The 14,215-nt window shown below is 57.7% G+C and carries 32 protein-coding genes; 12 read left to right on the forward strand and 20 right to left on the reverse strand.

Going from position 1 to position 14,215, the window contains the following annotated elements; all coding sequences use genetic code 11:
* Positions 1-52 precede the first annotated feature (52 nt).
* From V1290_RS00005 to V1290_RS00090, 19 genes are all read right to left on the reverse strand, one after another.
* Positions 53-1,318: a tyrosine-type recombinase/integrase gene (locus tag V1290_RS00005; RefSeq protein WP_334362375.1), complete on the reverse strand. Its 1,266-nt coding sequence runs from the start codon at positions 1,316-1,318 to the stop codon at positions 53-55.
* A complete protein-coding gene (locus tag V1290_RS00010) occupies positions 1,311-1,574 on the reverse strand; it encodes a winged helix-turn-helix domain-containing protein (protein ID WP_334362376.1) in 264 nt (87 codons plus the stop codon). The genes V1290_RS00005 and V1290_RS00010 overlap by 8 nt, the downstream gene beginning before the upstream one ends.
* 390 nt (positions 1,575-1,964) lie before the next feature.
* A complete protein-coding gene (locus tag V1290_RS00015; protein ID WP_334362377.1) occupies positions 1,965-2,237 on the reverse strand; it encodes a hypothetical protein in 273 nt (90 codons plus the stop codon).
* A complete protein-coding gene (locus V1290_RS00020) occupies positions 2,234-2,551 on the reverse strand; it encodes a hypothetical protein (RefSeq protein ID WP_334362378.1) in 318 nt (105 codons plus the stop codon). The genes V1290_RS00015 and V1290_RS00020 overlap by 4 nt, the downstream gene beginning before the upstream one ends.
* Positions 2,544-2,870, reverse strand: a complete 327-nt coding sequence (locus V1290_RS00025) for a hypothetical protein (protein WP_334362379.1) — start codon at positions 2,868-2,870, stop codon at positions 2,544-2,546. The genes V1290_RS00020 and V1290_RS00025 overlap by 8 nt, the downstream gene beginning before the upstream one ends.
* Positions 2,867-3,040: a hypothetical protein gene (locus V1290_RS00030; protein WP_334362380.1), complete on the reverse strand. Its 174-nt coding sequence runs from the start codon at positions 3,038-3,040 to the stop codon at positions 2,867-2,869. Before V1290_RS00030 ends, V1290_RS00025 begins: the two co-directional genes overlap by 4 nt.
* Before the next feature lie 79 nt (positions 3,041-3,119).
* The gene (locus V1290_RS00035) at positions 3,120-3,371 is read right to left on the reverse strand and encodes a hypothetical protein (protein ID WP_334362381.1); all 252 of its coding nucleotides are present in this window, start codon (positions 3,369-3,371) and stop codon (positions 3,120-3,122) included.
* Positions 3,372-3,582: 211 nt separating this feature from the next.
* Complete coding sequence (locus V1290_RS00040; protein ID WP_334362382.1) at positions 3,583-3,939, reverse strand: hypothetical protein; 357 nt, start codon at positions 3,937-3,939, stop codon at positions 3,583-3,585.
* A gap of 143 nt (positions 3,940-4,082) precedes the next feature.
* The gene (locus tag V1290_RS00045) at positions 4,083-4,430 is read right to left on the reverse strand and encodes a DUF968 domain-containing protein (protein WP_334362383.1); all 348 of its coding nucleotides are present in this window, start codon (positions 4,428-4,430) and stop codon (positions 4,083-4,085) included.
* Positions 4,427-4,882, reverse strand: a complete 456-nt coding sequence (locus V1290_RS00050) for a hypothetical protein (protein WP_334362384.1) — start codon at positions 4,880-4,882, stop codon at positions 4,427-4,429. The genes V1290_RS00045 and V1290_RS00050 overlap by 4 nt, the downstream gene beginning before the upstream one ends.
* Before the next feature lie 12 nt (positions 4,883-4,894).
* The gene (locus V1290_RS00055; RefSeq protein WP_334362385.1) at positions 4,895-5,332 is read right to left on the reverse strand and encodes a hypothetical protein; all 438 of its coding nucleotides are present in this window, start codon (positions 5,330-5,332) and stop codon (positions 4,895-4,897) included.
* A gap of 1 nt (position 5,333) precedes the next feature.
* Positions 5,334-5,447 (reverse strand): hypothetical protein, encoded by a 114-nt coding sequence (locus V1290_RS36375; protein ID WP_442895039.1) that lies wholly within the window; start codon positions 5,445-5,447, stop codon positions 5,334-5,336.
* 31 nt (positions 5,448-5,478) lie between these two features.
* Positions 5,479-5,832, reverse strand: a complete 354-nt coding sequence (locus V1290_RS00060; protein ID WP_334362386.1) for a siphovirus Gp157 family protein — start codon at positions 5,830-5,832, stop codon at positions 5,479-5,481.
* On the reverse strand, positions 5,822-6,061 hold the full coding sequence (locus V1290_RS00065; protein ID WP_334362387.1) for a hypothetical protein: 240 nt from the start codon (positions 6,059-6,061) through the stop codon (positions 5,822-5,824). Before V1290_RS00065 ends, V1290_RS00060 begins: the two co-directional genes overlap by 11 nt.
* 46 nt (positions 6,062-6,107) lie before the next feature.
* Entirely contained in the window at positions 6,108-6,332 is a 225-nt protein-coding gene (locus V1290_RS00070) for a hypothetical protein (protein WP_334362388.1), read from the reverse strand.
* Entirely contained in the window at positions 6,329-6,610 is a 282-nt protein-coding gene (locus V1290_RS00075) for a ribosomal protein L7/L12 (protein ID WP_334362389.1), read from the reverse strand. The genes V1290_RS00070 and V1290_RS00075 overlap by 4 nt, the downstream gene beginning before the upstream one ends.
* Positions 6,611-6,713: 103 nt before the next feature.
* Positions 6,714-6,941 (reverse strand): hypothetical protein, encoded by a 228-nt coding sequence (locus V1290_RS00080; RefSeq protein WP_334362390.1) that lies wholly within the window; start codon positions 6,939-6,941, stop codon positions 6,714-6,716.
* On the reverse strand, positions 6,938-7,138 hold the full coding sequence (locus tag V1290_RS00085) for a hypothetical protein (protein ID WP_334362391.1): 201 nt from the start codon (positions 7,136-7,138) through the stop codon (positions 6,938-6,940). Before V1290_RS00085 ends, V1290_RS00080 begins: the two co-directional genes overlap by 4 nt.
* Before the next feature lie 5 nt (positions 7,139-7,143).
* Positions 7,144-7,518, reverse strand: a complete 375-nt coding sequence (locus tag V1290_RS00090; protein ID WP_334362392.1) for a hypothetical protein — start codon at positions 7,516-7,518, stop codon at positions 7,144-7,146.
* Positions 7,519-7,546: 28 nt separating this feature from the next.
* On the opposite strand from V1290_RS00090, the gene V1290_RS00095 reads away from it, so the two are divergent.
* Positions 7,547-7,879, forward strand: a complete 333-nt coding sequence (locus V1290_RS00095; protein WP_334362393.1) for a hypothetical protein — start codon at positions 7,547-7,549, stop codon at positions 7,877-7,879.
* Here V1290_RS00095 and V1290_RS00100 read toward each other — a convergent pair.
* Positions 7,856-8,179, reverse strand: a complete 324-nt coding sequence (locus tag V1290_RS00100) for a helix-turn-helix domain-containing protein (RefSeq protein ID WP_334362394.1) — start codon at positions 8,177-8,179, stop codon at positions 7,856-7,858. The genes V1290_RS00095 and V1290_RS00100 overlap by 24 nt on opposite strands.
* An 88-nt stretch (positions 8,180-8,267) precedes the next feature.
* On the opposite strand from V1290_RS00100, the gene V1290_RS00105 reads away from it, so the two are divergent.
* The 11 genes from V1290_RS00105 (at position 8,268) to V1290_RS00145 (ending at position 13,788) form a co-directional block, all read left to right on the forward strand.
* Positions 8,268-8,477, forward strand: a complete 210-nt coding sequence (locus tag V1290_RS00105) for a hypothetical protein (protein WP_334362395.1) — start codon at positions 8,268-8,270, stop codon at positions 8,475-8,477.
* Complete coding sequence (locus V1290_RS36380) at positions 8,474-8,662, forward strand: ClpX C4-type zinc finger protein (RefSeq protein WP_442894951.1); 189 nt, start codon at positions 8,474-8,476, stop codon at positions 8,660-8,662. The genes V1290_RS00105 and V1290_RS36380 overlap by 4 nt, the downstream gene beginning before the upstream one ends.
* Positions 8,663-9,521: 859 nt before the next feature.
* The gene (locus tag V1290_RS00110) at positions 9,522-10,151 is read left to right on the forward strand and encodes a GIY-YIG nuclease family protein (protein WP_334362396.1); all 630 of its coding nucleotides are present in this window, start codon (positions 9,522-9,524) and stop codon (positions 10,149-10,151) included.
* A gap of 60 nt (positions 10,152-10,211) precedes the next feature.
* Positions 10,212-10,646 carry a helix-turn-helix domain-containing protein gene (locus tag V1290_RS00115; RefSeq protein WP_334362397.1) on the forward strand — a complete coding sequence of 145 codons (435 nt, stop codon included), beginning with the start codon at positions 10,212-10,214 and terminating at the stop codon, positions 10,644-10,646.
* The gene (locus tag V1290_RS00120; protein WP_334362398.1) at positions 10,639-10,812 is read left to right on the forward strand and encodes a hypothetical protein; all 174 of its coding nucleotides are present in this window, start codon (positions 10,639-10,641) and stop codon (positions 10,810-10,812) included. The genes V1290_RS00115 and V1290_RS00120 overlap by 8 nt, the downstream gene beginning before the upstream one ends.
* Positions 10,813-10,984: 172 nt before the next feature.
* A complete protein-coding gene (locus V1290_RS36385; RefSeq protein ID WP_442894952.1) occupies positions 10,985-11,458 on the forward strand; it encodes a VRR-NUC domain-containing protein in 474 nt (157 codons plus the stop codon).
* The gene (locus V1290_RS00125; protein WP_334362399.1) at positions 11,379-11,612 is read left to right on the forward strand and encodes a DUF2312 domain-containing protein; all 234 of its coding nucleotides are present in this window, start codon (positions 11,379-11,381) and stop codon (positions 11,610-11,612) included. The genes V1290_RS36385 and V1290_RS00125 overlap by 80 nt, the downstream gene beginning before the upstream one ends.
* Positions 11,612-12,391: a hypothetical protein gene (locus V1290_RS00130; RefSeq protein ID WP_334362400.1), complete on the forward strand. Its 780-nt coding sequence runs from the start codon at positions 11,612-11,614 to the stop codon at positions 12,389-12,391. Before V1290_RS00125 ends, V1290_RS00130 begins: the two co-directional genes overlap by 1 nt.
* A 7-nt stretch (positions 12,392-12,398) precedes the next feature.
* The gene (locus tag V1290_RS00135; protein WP_334362401.1) at positions 12,399-13,019 is read left to right on the forward strand and encodes a hypothetical protein; all 621 of its coding nucleotides are present in this window, start codon (positions 12,399-12,401) and stop codon (positions 13,017-13,019) included.
* A gap of 41 nt (positions 13,020-13,060) precedes the next feature.
* Positions 13,061-13,540, forward strand: coding sequence for a transcription termination/antitermination protein NusG (nusG, locus tag V1290_RS00140; protein WP_334362402.1), 480 nt, complete (start codon positions 13,061-13,063; stop codon positions 13,538-13,540).
* Positions 13,537-13,788, forward strand: coding sequence for a hypothetical protein (locus tag V1290_RS00145; RefSeq protein ID WP_334362403.1), 252 nt, complete (start codon positions 13,537-13,539; stop codon positions 13,786-13,788). Before nusG ends, V1290_RS00145 begins: the two co-directional genes overlap by 4 nt.
* Positions 13,789-14,215 lie beyond the last annotated feature (427 nt).

Here is a 14,215-nt window from a genome sequence, read left to right on the forward strand (position 1 = left end):
ATTTCCTAACAAAACCAAACACTTACAAAACTGTCCGCTATCCGTCCGCTATTCAGGTTTTCGGCTTGTTCCTGTGATGGGCCCTGATGGCCATCACTTCCGCAGCCGCCTTGGCGTCGTTCCTCGAATAATTCTGAGTTTGCGAGACGTTACTGTGGGTTGCGGCCTTCCTGACCTTCTCCATGTCAGCGCCGGCCTCGGCCGCTTCAGTGATCGCCCCGCTTCTGGTGTCCATATTCTTGACGTGCTTCGGGACGCCCGCCGCGTTCGCCAGCTTCCGCCATTTGCGCCGGAACTCGGTATTGCGGTACGGCCACGCGTTGATCTCGCATAGGATGACCGGGCCCGAGGCCGGCATGGCGGCCCGTTCGGTCGTGCCGAACATGATCTGAAGCTCCTCCATGACCATCGGCGCCAGCCGCAGGTCGATCTCGACCTTCTTGGTGCGCTTGCTGGTGACGTGGCGCATAATCAGGTTCTCGTCGATCTTTTCCCAGCGCAGGCCGGTCACCCACTTTCGGACCTTTTTCTCGCCCTTGAACTTGACCGTCTGGATGACATCCGAGACGCCCGGCTCGTCAACGGGGATCCACTCACCAATGACGTCCTTCTGGCGCATGGTGCATTCAAACTGGATCGCCTGGGCCAAGGCAATGTAGGGCCAGCCGCGCTCGTGCGCCTTCTGCCGGATGGCTATCGCCTGAGCGGCTGATAGGACGACTTCCCTCGGCTTGGTCCCCTTGTAGCTCTGGCTCGATAGCGTCTCGGCGAGGCGGGCGCACTCCTTATCGTCCAGTAGGCCGGCGCCGAACCGGAATAGGGTGCGCAGGGTCGCGATGAACGCACCACCGGCAGACACCTTCTGCCCGTTGTCGCTCCATTCCTTGTACCAGGAAAGGATCATCCGGCCGCCGATCTCGGCAAGCATGACATCGCCAAACCGCTTGTCGATGCGCTTCAGCAGAGCTGCCTTGCCCTGCCGCGCGTCGTAGCGCTTCCTGTGGAAGGCCGAATCCGGGTCGGTCTGATACTTCTCAATCAGGTTGTGCAGCGTGACCAGCGGAAAAAGCTTGCCGCCAGCATCCCGCTCGCGCCCCCAGATAAGCATAGTCGATTGCAACTCATCGCACTGCGATGCAATTTCCAGCTTGTCGATCTCGTCGGGCTCCACGCCTTCCCAAAGCCGCTTGGCACCAGGTGCATAGCCGCGCTTCACCAAATCGCTGCGTGCTTGCCAATAGGCCACCCAGCCCTTCTTGCGTTCGCGCCAGACTAGGCCCGGCGCGTCCTCGACGCGGGGCGGCGTTCGTTCAGTCATCGCTGACCCTCCCTGCAGGTTGTGAGGTCGCAACTATAAGGCCATTACGCTTGTCCAGCCACGCCTTCACTGCCGGCCAATAGCGCCTATTGTTGAAAAGTGGCTGCTTGCGCGGGAAGCCGTACTTGCTCTCCAGGCCCGGCAGGATCTTGCGCATATACTTTTCCGGCACGCCAATGCGGCGGATCAGTTCTGCATCGCTCAGATACAGCTTGCCTTGTTCGCGCTCGATCGTATCGGCGGCCGGCATCGTCATGCTTCGCTCTTTTGGTTACCGGAAGACTGCGTTGACCAGTCCATGCACCGCTCGCTTTCCTTCTCTTCAATGCAAGGGATAGCCACGGCGGCGCCGCAAAAACGGCAACCGGATGGCTTAGGGACTAATATCCTGGCGTTCGGCGCCCACGACCGAATGCGCTTGGTGCGCTCTGCGTTCTCGTCGGCCGGTTCGTATTCGATCATTGGCCACCTTGCTCTTTCTGACTTCCCACATGATCGCGAAAGTGCTTCGGCTCCCGCTCAAGTGCATCTTCCATCTCTTTGAGAGAGATATTCAGTGCGATTTTCTGATCGGGGTGCAATCCAGGGCGACAGTCAAAACAGCGCTCCCAACCTAGCACGCACCCACAAGACAAAACCCTTTGCATCACTCGGATTCCTGGGGAGTGCGATGGACTACCTTGAGCCCGGCGGACGTCATGGCATCAATAACCGCCCGCTGCGCCAAGCCGCGTAGTCCCTCGTGGTAAAGGATGTCGCAAAGCATGGCCTCTGGGCTGCTCTTTGGCTCATCAATCTTGAGCAAGCCAAGGTTCTCCAGCGCCGCCACAAGCCTCAATGGCGTGAAAAACCATTCCTGACCGGGGACGTTGTACTGAAAGCATTCCTCGGCCTTCTTGACCGCTTCATCTCTAGTCATTGTGACTTTCCTAGTTGCGAAGTGTCCTCTGAGGTGCGGCGCTTTGTCAGTTCGGCGTGCGCACCCTCAACCAATTCGCCACCGCAGAACGGACACAGGTTCATGACCAGCCCCTTCTTGCTGTGCTTGCCGGATTTGAGGGTCACGAGATCGCGTGAAAACTCCATGGTTTTCATGTTCATCATTGTGTTCATCTTCGCGCCCTGGTAGCGCGTGCCGACGCCGCCAAGTTCAAGCACTTCGTCGAGCGCCCAGCACTGTTCGATGACACCCTTGGTGACCTTGCACGGCCATGGCTTCTTTGTTTCAGTCATCTTTGCCTCCACAGAGTGGGCGCGAGTGCGCTGATCCCAACCTGATCGCGTCCTCAATGATGTTTACGATCTCTTCCCTGGTCCATGTTTCATGCGCCGATTCCGAGAATAGGTCGGCAAGCAACCTCAGAGCATCTGCCGATTTCTGCGGTTCTGCGAGACCCAATGGTCGGCCGATGAAAGCAAGCAGGTGATGCGCGCAATTTTCAATCACGCCAGCGTCAATTTCTGATGCCCCAGCCAAATGATTGTGGCCGATCGTCAAGATGCTTTCCCCGTTCACGCTGACGGAAACTTCCCAGCTCTGGACCTTCGTCATCGCACCACCTGATCGTTAACGAGAACCCAGCAGAGCAAGCCCCAGGCAACAGCAGCCGGCGGGATCAGAAACAGCCATGCCAGCTTGCTCCAAAACCAGCCATAACCGCACATCGTGCAGCGCTCGCCGTTGAACAGGCAGAACCTGTGCTTGCAGCCGTGGCGTCTCATTTGCGCGCCTTCCTTCTGCGCTGGCTGGCGAGATACCGCGCCAACGCTTCCCTCGATCTGAACTTTGGTTTTCGGATTTTCATTCTTCGCCCCCGCGAGTGTGGAGAGATTCCGCGAGTGCGTCGGCCAGAATCTGCCGCAGTTCATCGCCGCGCCTCTGCTGCTCTTTGGTGGGCGGATTGCAAACGTCGCAGCGTTTGGAGCAATATTCGCAGTACGGGTCGTCCTGATCGACGCAGCAGCCATCGATGCAGTGATTGACGCGACCTTCGCCGCCGCAGTTCCAGCACTCGCCGTCATCGTAATGATCGTCGTAATCCGTGTCGCTCATGCTTCACCTGTCGGACGGAGTGGAGAGGATACCGAGCATGCATCTTCAACGGCGTTGCAAATATCGACGTTGGCGCAATCCGTTTCGTCAATGCAATGCGGGCAGCTTGGCGGCGCCTTGCGCGTCGTCGATGATTGCGCGCGCCGGTAATCGTTCTCTTGGCCGCAGCTCGGAACATCGTCGATGGTCATTGGCTGTGACCGGGGAGCACTCATGACAGAGATGCCAAATATCGAGCGCGTTTCAGCGCCCCGCCGAACGTGCGGTCTTTCCGGTCGGTGCCATTACCGAAGATGCTATGTCTGTCGATTGCGATGTCGCCAAAATTCTGAGGGATACAAACGAAGGCGCGGCGGCCGTCTCGACGATGGTCGAAGTGAGTTCCTCCAACGCATACGTCTTTGAAGCCCATGGCCGTGAAGTACTGCGCCAGCAGACAATGACCATTGCAGCCGTAATCGTATGTCTTGTCCGCCGGCTGCTTCTCCAACCACGCAATCAGGCTTTCGAGCGAGAACGGATCAGCCTTAACTTCGAAAATCGTCGCCCACTTCGGATCGTAAAGCATTTGAATTCTCCTGTTAAAATTCGCTCTCGCGGATTCCCTTCATAGCCGCGGTGTAGTCGGGATCAGCCACCAGGCTACGCCGACAATCGTCTCGCCGAACAGGGCGAGGAAAAGAGCAGCGGCAGCGAAGATCAAAAGCGCCTTCATTGGATGCCCCTCGTTGCAATCACTTCCTGCGCTAGTTCGTGGTTTCCGCTGGCGGCGTACAATCTCAATGCCAGCGACCACGGGTTGATGCCGCGCTCTTGCCAGAACTGGACTTCGTTGCAGGAATGCTGTTCGCGATGGCATCGGTTGCACAGCGGCAATGACCACATATCGCTCGGCTTCTCTTGCTTGCCGGTGTAATCCTTGCCCCAAAGCCTGTTTGCACTTCTCAGGTGCGCAGCCTCGGTCGAGGTGTTGTCGCCGCACGAGATGCAGATCAGCGAGCGGATAAAATCGAGGTGTTGTTCGTCGCGTTGACGGGGCAGGCGCTGTCTCGTTCTCATAGGTGCGCCCATTCCCGGTAAGCGGCATCAATCTGATGCCAGAGCATGCGGGCCTTATGGTTCACGCCAAGCTGCGATCGTGAGTTGACGCCACATAGCTTGCGAACCGCCTCGGCCGCCTCCTGCGCGGTCTTGGTGTCTATTCCGTGCTCGACCGCGAGGTAGTCTCGGAAGCGCGGTTCAGCACAACGAATGCCAGCTTGTGCGGCGGGCTGGACATCTCGCCAGTCAAGCTTGCCCTTGGGTTGCTCTTTCGGCAGTTCATCGTCGCCGATTTCCACCAGCGCAGCCTGGAAGCGTGTTCCCATAGCCGCGCTGGTTAGTCGTTGATCCATGTCCGCCGCCTGCACGGTGAATGTAATTTTCCAGTCGCCAGATTGAGTTTGGCGCATGGCGTCCTTCTTGAGCTCAAGAGGGATTGCGTTCACGAGTGCTCGTTCAGCGGCGGACATGACCGGGGCCTCTTATCGAAACTCAGGAGCGAACGGCACTTCGTCGTTCAACGACGCGCCGCCGCCGACCATGTTGTCCGACACGCCGCCAGTCATTCGGCGCGGACTTGTCGAGATCGGGTCTTCACGGGTCGGCTTGTTGTCCTTGGCGGTCGGAACACGGCACCGGATGGCGGGCGCGACCTTGCCTTGGAAATCGACCATCACGGAAAACAGGATAAGGGGCTGGTCGTACCAGTCTTCCGTGTCGTCGCCGTAGGCGTCGGCAATGGTGCCGGCATTGGTCTTATTGAGAACGACGCCCTTGTCCTTGCCCTTGAAGTACAGAACAGGCTTGGCATCGTCGCCGATCTTCTCGCGTTCGACGTTCGCCATGATGACCCTGACTTCACGGCCCTGGAGATCGGCGGCTTTCAAGTACTTTGATGGGAATTCTTCGGACATTTTCATTTCATTTGATCCTGATTGAGAGTGATGGAGTTGCGTTCGACAGTTGAAAGCCCGGAACCGTCTTTCCGGTTTTCAGCGCCTCCTTGATCGCCGTGCGGTCTGGAGTGCGAGAAATCTTGCAAAGTTCGTCGGGTAGAGACGCCGGGTCAGCCTCGCCAACAAGCTGCGCGCGTGCCCTTGCGAATGGTTATGGTGGCCTCTGGAAGCTCAAGCTTCGCCAGTTCGGCGCTCTCCATCAGTTTGAAGAGCAGATTGCGCAGCCCTTCCATCCGATGCAGCAAACGGGCCTTGCGCTCCTGCAATTCAGTCAGGCGCCCAGCCGTGCCTTCTGCTAAGGCTTTGCTGTCCTCGATGCGCCGCAAAAGCTGCGTGAGCAGTTCTTCAAACTTGGTTTCGCTCTCCAGGGACGCCAGCCAAGCTTCGTCATCCTCCAGCAGCTCAGGATGAGCCACTTTCAGGTTCTCGATTTGCTGGCGGACGACGAGCGGGTTAAGCTGCATGGGACCGCTCAACGGGCTTGCTGTTGTAGAGCTTACGGGCGTCGCGGACCGTCTTGAGCGCGTCAATCAAGACCTGCTCTGCTTTGTCGATCTCGGCCTCGGCGCGGGTTTCGAAGTTCCGGCGCGTGGTGAGCAGGCTCGTGAAGCCAGCCAAGAGCTGGGCATCCTGTTGCAGCCACATCGCCTTGGACTCGATCGCCGCCAAAATGCTTGATGTCTGATCGCTCATGACGCTTACCCCGCTGCAATTATGAAAAAGATGCCGAACATCGCGACTAAACAGAAAGCAGCCTCGTATCCGTTACACATGACGCCATTTCCTCACTCACTAGACGCAACTGAACTTCGTACTCGTCCGCCCGCACTTCGGCGAAGAAGGACCGCAAAAGGCTGTCCATCCGGATTTGGTCATCCAAGTTCTTGGTCCGCTCTTCCGGGGTTAGTCCGGCCTCTCGCAGTTGCTGCCAAACCGAAAGGGCGGCTTCGTCATGGGCGTTCATGCCGCGTGCTCCGACAAAGCTGGCCAGTAGGTCTCAACCGCGTCCTTGGACTCCTTGAGCGGCAGGCCGGTCAGCGCGCGATAGCACTTGATGGCTTCGATCTTGCTGGAGTTGCTCCGGATATGAGCCATCAGGGTGTTCACCACGACAGGATCGGCGCGGCCAACGCTGCTGACGGAGATCGTTGCCTCAATATCGCGAACGTCCTCGTATGAGAGAGGGCGCCCCGCAAGGGTCGTGATGACCGAAACCAAACGGCCGAAATCAATCTTGTCCATCACATCCACCTCCACCAAAACAGCCAAGGGAAGAACACTTCGAAGGGAAGGGGCGCCGGGTCTTTTTTGCCGCCCTGCAGGAGAATGAGCTTTGGTTTGCGCTTCATTCGGCCACCGCTTGTTTGCAGGTTGCGCAGGTGACATCATCGCCATCGCACTTGTAGGCAGCGTTAGCTGGGACATCGCGTTGACAGAGCGTCCAGATCAGCCGAACGCCGGGGTGAACGTTTGATCCCTCGCAGGCGTGAACGGAATCCTGCTTGTCGCGCCAGTAGATCGGCTTGCGGTCGATGGTGCGGAACGTCTGATTGCGGCCGAGATTGTCCATCACTTGAGCCTCCGCGCTTCGATCTGCTGCTGTTGCAGGCTCTTGAACTGAGTTGCCCCGCCGTCGTGGAAGGCTTCGCAATGGCGCTCATAAGCGGCCTCGGCGGCGTTCTGCTCGCACTCGTCGCAGATGAATTCGTAGTATTCATTCTCGGGGTTGGTGCAGTCTGCGCCGCAGCAGTCGCAGGCGGGATAGAACATCGTCGTTACTCCGCGGCCTGTGCGAATTCTGGGAAGTCGTGAGCCTCGAACTCGGCCAGCGCGCGGGCCAGAGCTACTTCGCGGGCTTTGGTGGCAAGCCGCTTCGTTGCAGCCCAAGCTTCCGAGCCGGCGCCGAAGTTGATGTTGGCTGCGTTGAGCTGGTCAGCCCATTCCTTGTCGGCGGCGTTGACCGCGTAGAGGAAGTTCATATCGGCTTCGTTGTGCGTCTCTTGGTCGTACACAACGGCGGCGACGGCCCAGACTTCGTATGGAGTGGCGGTCATCTGAATTCCCCCGATCATCTGCGGCGTGCTGCCGTGTGCATCTGATGGGGAGAAGAATATCACATCCTGTGATGGCGTCAACAAGAAAAATGACAAACTGTGATATTTCGAAGTTTAGGATGTGATGCAAATTGCAAGCAAGGTTAACTTTACAGCCGATTCAACCCGTGGCAGCATTATGGCTGTTAATAGACAATTAAGAGAAGATTTGACCGTTGTTCATGCTTCGTTCTTAGTGGTGACGGTCGAGAAGCGGGGGCTTTTTGGAATGGGAATGCCGCAACAATGGCACCGTCGCCACGCAATGATGCTTGCCAGTCAACTGCCGGAAAACAGCGATGATGCCCGTTTGGTCGTTAAGGCCATGACGGAGCTATTAGACACGTTTATGGCAAAGAGCGAGGGGGCGGCGCCCGCTCGGGCGGCGAACGTGCTACCGTTCGCGGGTAGCGGTTAGGCCTGTTTCCTCGGATTCCTTGGCCTCTTCAGCCTCGATTCGCTGCCGGAGGTCGAAGGAGAGGCCGCGTTTATCGCCCTCCCAGAGCCACATCGGATCGAAGCCGGGGATCTTCCGCGCGAGCTGAATAGCCTTGTCCATTGGCACCCGGCGCTTGCCGGTTTCGAACTGGCTCATGCCTGATTGAGGCCACCCGATTCGCGCCGCGAAGGCGCTCGCGGTGTCAATCCGCTCCGCCTGGCGAAGCCATCGAAGGCGCCGGCCCTGCTCTGCGAAAGGATAATCGGGTTCCGTACTCATACGGTCCAATCTTATACACAAAAGGAACTACGTCTAATTCCGATCTGTGAGGCTTGACTATATCACCCGATGTGATATTTTGGCTCTCATGGTCAAACAATTGCACACGGTCAAAGAGGTCATTTCGGAACTGGGCGGCCAAGATGCCGTCAAGCAGTTGACCAATAGCAAAAGCGCATCGCGCGTCCCGATGTGGAAGAACCGCAAGCGCTTCCCGGCCACGACATACACCGTTTTGAAGTCCGCTTTGCAGGAACGCGGGTTGTCCGCGCCCGATGATCTTTGGGGCATGCAATGAGTAACGGCAACTGTTCGTTCTGCGGCAAGCGTCACGATGAGGTGTTCCGCCTTATCAGCGCTGACGGCGCCAAGATTTGCAACGAATGCGTCGGGCGATGTGCCGACATGATCGCGGATGAATACCGCAAGGTTGCGAAGGAAGTTCAGTTTCCTCCGACATCAGACGATGGGGCTGGGGCATGAGCTGGTACGGGGTTTTTATGACGTGGGCGATCCTCAACGAGGTGCTGATCCTCGCCATTTTCACGGGGAGGGTGGGATGCCCAGACAATTCGGAATCATGAGCGACCGGCAACTCCCGGGGGGCAGCGAGTTGCCGGCCGCTAGCAGCACGAAGCAATACAATCGTGCTGATCTCTTTCTGTCAGGGTTCTCCCCAGACTACCGCGATTTAGGTCGCGGTCCTTTTATTCAAGCTGTGCTCGATGTCGGGGCTGTTCTTGCGTGCTTCCTTATCGTTAGCGCTGTTGCCCTGAGCATTCCGCTCAGCATCTTCATGCTTCTGATGTGTTCGTTCTAAGTACCTAACAACGTTCGCCGTTACAGCGGCGAGCGTCAAAAAGCTAAGTGTCTCGTTATCGTTCGCGTGAGTGGGTTTCTTCATGGTGAGAACATCAAACACCATAAGGATTCCAAATGTCGGAAAAGTCATCCGGAGTAAGCCAAATGCGTAGAGAGATCGCCATCGTCGCTGGCCCCAAGGACTGGGGTGATACCCGAGAGAGTTGGCTGGATCGAGTGCCGCGCGCAGTTTGCAAGGCCCTCGGAACCGAAAAAGAAACGGTCTCTTTCCGAACGGTTAAGGCGCTTTGGTACGGCGAAATAACAGACCCAGCACATTGGGCGGCAAGGGACATCCGGCGTGCAGCGGAGTTGATAGAGGCGAAGAGGGAGGCCGCCGATTTGGCTTCCCAGTATCAACAGATCGCTGGAGGAATGCGTGCGACGGACGAGAATTTTTATAGCACGGAAATTGATCGCCTTGAGCGCCTTGCTCGCATCATTGGCGGTTTGGATCGCGCCCTGAAATCAAGGGTGGCAAATGATCTATTTCATCTCGAACGGCAACGGTGCCATCAAGATTGGCTTCACCTCCGATCTAGAGCAGCGCCTATCGGCCTTCCGAACCACGATGCCGACTTTGGAAGTTATCGGCACAATGGAGGGGAGCCGGGGGCATGAGCGGACCTTACACAACGAGCTATCTAGCTCTCGGCTGACGGGTGAGTGGTTTAGCGACTGCGAACATGTCCGCAAGGTGATTGATGAGGCAATCAAGTATGGCGTCCATGAATGGAAGCCAGAGCGTTCCAACAAATATGTCCCGAGCGAGTGGGATGATCGCGCCTCGCAACTGGCCGAGATTATTTCCGAGGGGAAATCTACCTATCAGGTGGATGAGATCGAAGAGGCGTTCTCCATCCCTAAAGGGACGCTATGGAAGCTAAAGTACCGCCAGCACCGCGAGGTATCGGCCGGCGAATACTTCGCCTTACTGCGTGCTGCGGGCCGAGTGCTTGCTCTTAAGCGAGAGGCCCTCGAACAACAGGTCGATTTTGTGCGCTCGCTGGAATTGGAAGACGCCAGCAGCCACAACGCGCTGCTGGATGCGGAGCGCGCATATCAATCTATGACGCCTGAAATCCATATCGGATTCGATCCACCGAAATAAGCTGACCGCCTGCGCCAGCATCGCATTTGCGCGGGCAAGAGTAGGGGTAGGAAAATGGGAATGTCTAAAGGTATCGATTGCGACTTCATGGAGAAGTCGCAAAAGGCTACTGACGATCTATTATCTCTTCTGATTGAGCACCACGATTATTCAGTGCGCCATCGGTATGGCAACAGGCCCAAGCTGGTCAAGATTATCGCCCGCGACAGGCTGACCGTTGACGCCATCAAGAAGGTCGTCTGCGAGCACTTCGGCGTTGCTCATGAGGACATGATTTCGGCTCGCAGGAACCGCGAGGTACAGCGCCCGCGCGCTGTCGCGATGTATTTGGCGCGGGAATTCACCAGCCATGGCTTCCCGCCGCTGGGCCGGTTCTTTGACCGAGACCACACATCGGTGCTCCACAGCGTCAGGGTGATGGAAGAGAAGATCAGGGCGAACACGGACCCGATCGTCAAGGATGTCGAGTACCTCCGGGAGGTGCTCAGTGCCTAACAATCCGATCCTCGACCTGGTTGTGGATAGAAGCCCCGTGCAAAAGCTGATGCGCGTGGAAAAGCTGCGCGTCGAACTTCTCGAGCTTGGCTACGAGATCGTGCCGGCCAAGCCGGTTATGTCGGAGTTTTGGCGCAACAAGCTGGCGAAGCAGGCCGCCGAATGACGCCGATTTCAACGTTGATAATCCGAATGGCAAGGCTCCCGCGCAATCATCGGATAGCGCATCTGCGCTCGTTGGTGCTTGATCTCCCAGCTAGATCAATTCGGCGCCGGGAATTGGAGCATCTATTGCGGGATGAGATGACCAAGCAGCTCAAGGCTGAGAGCCGCGCCGCATGAAGCGACCCGAGCAGGAAATTCACAAGGCAGTCGTCGCGCATCTCAACGCGCGATCGGAGCCTCGTGTGTTCTTTTGGCACACCCCAAACGAGGGTAAGCGGGGCTGGGTCAACGCCGCCGCTCTAAAGGCCATGGGAATGACAGCGGGCGTGCCTGACTTGCTTATTCTTAAGGCGGGTCAGTTGCATGCTCTAGAATTGAAGGCTCCCGGCGGGCGCCTGACGCCTTCCCAGCGGCTAATCCTGGAGAGGATGGAATCCTGCGGCGCACAGACAGCCGTTGCGCATTCCATTGATGAAGCACTCGTGACCCTGGAGTTCTGGGGGATTCTAAAACGATCAGTTCAGTTGCGTTCTGCGTCATCCGAAACACCATTGCAGGGGCAATCAAATGAACGACCACAACGGACAACTGAAGGCGCTGGTCGAGCGGATCGAGAGCGTCAACGAGGATATCAAGGGCCTTACTGAAGACCGGAGCGACATCTTCAAAGAGGCGACCGGGCAAGGCTTCGACGCTAAAGCCTTACGCAAAATAATCGCGCTGCGGAAGCTTAGTTCCGAAGATCGAGCAGCCCAAGAGCAGATCCTGGAAACCTATTTAAGCGCACTCGGGATGATCTAATGGGGCGCTGGTTTCGAGTCCACGACGACCTCGTGGATGATCCAAAGGTGCAGCTTTTGTCCGGCGACTTGGTGAAGGCGTTGCTCAATTTGTGGTGCCTGGCATCGCAGAATGACGGCGTTTTACCAGCCATGTCGGCCATGGCTTTCAAACTCCGCATGAAGCCCCAACAGGTAGCAGTGGTCATTGCCGAACTTTCGAACGCTGGCCTCATTGACCGCGACGGCGACGAATACAGGCCCCATAACTGGGATAAGCGCCAGTACAAGAGCGATACGGACAAAACCGCAGCCGATCGGGCAAAGCGTTACAGGGCGAAGAACCGTGACGCGAACGTATCCGTCACGCGTGACGCTGACCGTGACGCTAACGCGTTACGCGAACGACCAGAGACAGAAGCAGATACAGAACAGAAACAGATAACCGAACCTATCGGTTCGGGCGCTGAGGCGCCTCCTATCGATCCGTCGCAAGCGGAGCGGGATTATTTCGCTCGAGGCAGGGACGTTCTCGGCAAGAGCGCTGGCGGACAGCTCGCCAAGCTTTTGAAACTCAACGGTGGGAACGTAGCCCTATCGAGATCAACGCTCGAATTGGCCGCTACGAAGCACGACAAAGCGGCATTCTTCGCCCGAGCGATCAGCCGCCAATCACAGGGGCCGCCCGCTGGGAAAGGCGGGTTTGTATCGGTTTTGATGGACAGACACAGGGAACGGCAAGATGGCACAGCAAGCGATTTCGAGGCAAAGCACGACGAGCGCGGTTTCGCCTCCGGTTGATGTTTGGATGGCGAAGGAGTTGGCGTTCCGTCGCTCTGCGATGATTGAGGGGCGGCTGCATGAACCGCTGCCATCGATCATTCGTGGCAAGATGGAAAACCGCCGTGCGGTGGTGATGTCGTCCACCCGCAGCGCGACACGGAATGAGATCGAGGAAACCGTTGCGGCGCTGATGATGGCATATCCATCAATGCGCGGGTTGTCCCACATCGAGGCTCAGGTTTTGATCCGCAAATATGCCGACGACTTGGCTGATATGCCGCTGTGGGCCATCAAGGCCGCGGCTAGGGATATCTCGCGCGGTGCCGTTTCGGACATGAGCCCGGACTTTGCGCCCAGTGCGCCGCGGGTCCGGCAACTCGCCGATGAACACCTGGAGTGGTGCAAGAAAGAACTGCGGGACCTGAAGGCGATCTTGACGGCAGATGTTGAGCCGCCGGCAAATCCTGAAATGAGGGCGCGGATCAATCTTGGATTCCGCAAGCTCCATGAGAATCTGTCTGGCAAATACGTGGTGCCGCCAGAGCCTCCCAAGCCTCAAGCGATGACCGCTGAGCAACTGAAGCAGCACTATCAAAAGCACGGCTTGGCGTTTCAGCCGAAAGAACAACCAGAACAAGCAGAGTAATCGCGCGTCCAACTGCATAACACATTCGGGGCAATACGAGAATGATTCACCGCACCACCGAGGCTCCCGATAGCGGAGCGGTCACCCCGGCTCTGGAGGATGACGCGCCGCATTGGGCGGTCTGCCGCGCGTTCTCCAACCGGGTCCACTGGCTACGGCCAGAGATCGAGAAAACCAACCACGGGACGTTTATGCCAACCTACGTCCGGGTGTGGTCAAGCGATGGCAAGCTGTCCATCCGAGAGCGGGCGCTGATGCCTGGCTATCTGTTCTTCATGACCAAGCCGAAGCTGTGGGGCGAGGTCAAGAACGTGGAGGGCGTCTATGACGTGCTGACCAACAACGGCAAAGCCAGCAAGGTCACGCCCGACGAAATGCAGCGGATGGTCCTCGGGCACATCCTCGGGACCGCAAACGAGGTTGATCTGGCGGGACTGGAGCGCCAGCGCGTGAGACAAAACGCGAAGCGGGATCGGGCTAGGCGGTCGCGTCCCAGCAAGCGGGCGAGGGCTGCGGCATGAGCGAGATGATTGAGCGGGTGGCAAAGGCCATCCAGAGACGAGCGTTGGAACGCGGCACCAACCCGGTCCATCCGGCGGCTATCCATCATTTGGCGGCAGCCGCCATCGAAGCAATGCGGGAGCCGACCGTTGAAATGCTTGTGGCGGCTCAAGAAGATTGGATGTGTGTTCGAGCCGCCGAGGAACGCGGCGATTTTATTTGGCGCGCAATGATCGACGCGGCGCTTAATGAGGGGGCTGAGAAGTGACTGACGCAACCGAAACAGATTTGGTTGAGTTGCGTATCAACGCTGCGGTTAGAAGGGCGCTTGAATCCGCAGCGGCGGCCGTGGAGAGGCTTTCAGGCAATCGACACTACCAAGCGGCGTACAAGACGGCAGCGCGCGCTGTGCGCTCCCTGAAGCCTGATTAGGTGGCGTGGGTGTGGACTGGGTGTGGGCGACAAATCGGATTGTATCGCGCATTACCGTCGTCAACGGTGACGTGGTTCATCCTTTCCGCCGGGCCTGCCAAAAATTCGGTTCAGGCCAGAGGGCTTTCTTTGCCCAAATTTCAATTCACAGTTCGGGCATCCTCAAGCAGACCGATAGAGCGCATCCCCCCTGCTGAACGGCCGTTTTACGTGCCGAGGCTCTCGACATGCTGAGGGTGCCCGAAACCCAATTCCAGCCGAGA

It is taken from the genome of Bradyrhizobium sp. AZCC 1578 (assembly GCF_036924675.1).
Classification (GTDB): Bacteria; Pseudomonadota; Alphaproteobacteria; order Rhizobiales; family Xanthobacteraceae; genus Bradyrhizobium.

Bases quoted from the DNA above. Each gene is read 5' to 3' on its own strand.
- V1290_RS00005 (WP_334362375.1), bottom strand. From the start codon at position 1,318: ATGACTGAACGAACGCCGCCCCGCGTCGAGGACGCGCCGGGCCTAGTC.
- V1290_RS00010 (WP_334362376.1), bottom strand. From the start codon at position 1,574: ATGACGATGCCGGCCGCCGATACGATCGAGCGCGAACAAGGCAAGCTG.
- V1290_RS00015 (WP_334362377.1), bottom strand. From the start codon at position 2,237: ATGACTAGAGATGAAGCGGTCAAGAAGGCCGAGGAATGCTTTCAGTAC.
- V1290_RS00020 (WP_334362378.1), bottom strand. From the start codon at position 2,551: ATGACTGAAACAAAGAAGCCATGGCCGTGCAAGGTCACCAAGGGTGTC.
- V1290_RS00025 (WP_334362379.1), bottom strand. From the start codon at position 2,870: ATGACGAAGGTCCAGAGCTGGGAAGTTTCCGTCAGCGTGAACGGGGAA.
- V1290_RS00030 (WP_334362380.1), bottom strand. From the start codon at position 3,040: ATGAGACGCCACGGCTGCAAGCACAGGTTCTGCCTGTTCAACGGCGAG.
- V1290_RS00035 (WP_334362381.1), bottom strand. From the start codon at position 3,371: ATGAGCGACACGGATTACGACGATCATTACGATGACGGCGAGTGCTGG.
- V1290_RS00040 (WP_334362382.1), bottom strand. From the start codon at position 3,939: ATGCTTTACGATCCGAAGTGGGCGACGATTTTCGAAGTTAAGGCTGAT.
- V1290_RS00045 (WP_334362383.1), bottom strand. From the start codon at position 4,430: ATGAGAACGAGACAGCGCCTGCCCCGTCAACGCGACGAACAACACCTC.
- V1290_RS00050 (WP_334362384.1), bottom strand. From the start codon at position 4,882: ATGTCCGCCGCTGAACGAGCACTCGTGAACGCAATCCCTCTTGAGCTC.
- V1290_RS00055 (WP_334362385.1), bottom strand. From the start codon at position 5,332: ATGAAAATGTCCGAAGAATTCCCATCAAAGTACTTGAAAGCCGCCGAT.
- V1290_RS00060 (WP_334362386.1), bottom strand. From the start codon at position 5,832: ATGCAGCTTAACCCGCTCGTCGTCCGCCAGCAAATCGAGAACCTGAAA.
- V1290_RS00065 (WP_334362387.1), bottom strand. From the start codon at position 6,061: ATGAGCGATCAGACATCAAGCATTTTGGCGGCGATCGAGTCCAAGGCG.
- V1290_RS00070 (WP_334362388.1), bottom strand. From the start codon at position 6,332: ATGAACGCCCATGACGAAGCCGCCCTTTCGGTTTGGCAGCAACTGCGA.
- V1290_RS00075 (WP_334362389.1), bottom strand. From the start codon at position 6,610: ATGGACAAGATTGATTTCGGCCGTTTGGTTTCGGTCATCACGACCCTT.
- V1290_RS00085 (WP_334362391.1), bottom strand. From the start codon at position 7,138: ATGTTCTATCCCGCCTGCGACTGCTGCGGCGCAGACTGCACCAACCCC.
- V1290_RS00095 (WP_334362393.1), top strand. From the start codon at position 7,547: ATGCAAATTGCAAGCAAGGTTAACTTTACAGCCGATTCAACCCGTGGC.
- V1290_RS00100 (WP_334362394.1), bottom strand. From the start codon at position 8,179: ATGAGTACGGAACCCGATTATCCTTTCGCAGAGCAGGGCCGGCGCCTT.
- V1290_RS00105 (WP_334362395.1), top strand. From the start codon at position 8,268: ATGGTCAAACAATTGCACACGGTCAAAGAGGTCATTTCGGAACTGGGC.
- V1290_RS36380 (WP_442894951.1), top strand. From the start codon at position 8,474: ATGAGTAACGGCAACTGTTCGTTCTGCGGCAAGCGTCACGATGAGGTG.
- V1290_RS00110 (WP_334362396.1), top strand. From the start codon at position 9,522: ATGATCTATTTCATCTCGAACGGCAACGGTGCCATCAAGATTGGCTTC.
- V1290_RS00115 (WP_334362397.1), top strand. From the start codon at position 10,212: ATGTCTAAAGGTATCGATTGCGACTTCATGGAGAAGTCGCAAAAGGCT.
- V1290_RS36385 (WP_442894952.1), top strand. From the start codon at position 10,985: ATGAAGCGACCCGAGCAGGAAATTCACAAGGCAGTCGTCGCGCATCTC.
- V1290_RS00125 (WP_334362399.1), top strand. From the start codon at position 11,379: ATGAACGACCACAACGGACAACTGAAGGCGCTGGTCGAGCGGATCGAG.
- V1290_RS00130 (WP_334362400.1), top strand. From the start codon at position 11,612: ATGGGGCGCTGGTTTCGAGTCCACGACGACCTCGTGGATGATCCAAAG.
- V1290_RS00135 (WP_334362401.1), top strand. From the start codon at position 12,399: ATGGCGAAGGAGTTGGCGTTCCGTCGCTCTGCGATGATTGAGGGGCGG.
- nusG (WP_334362402.1), top strand. From the start codon at position 13,061: ATGATTCACCGCACCACCGAGGCTCCCGATAGCGGAGCGGTCACCCCG.
- V1290_RS00145 (WP_334362403.1), top strand. From the start codon at position 13,537: ATGAGCGAGATGATTGAGCGGGTGGCAAAGGCCATCCAGAGACGAGCG.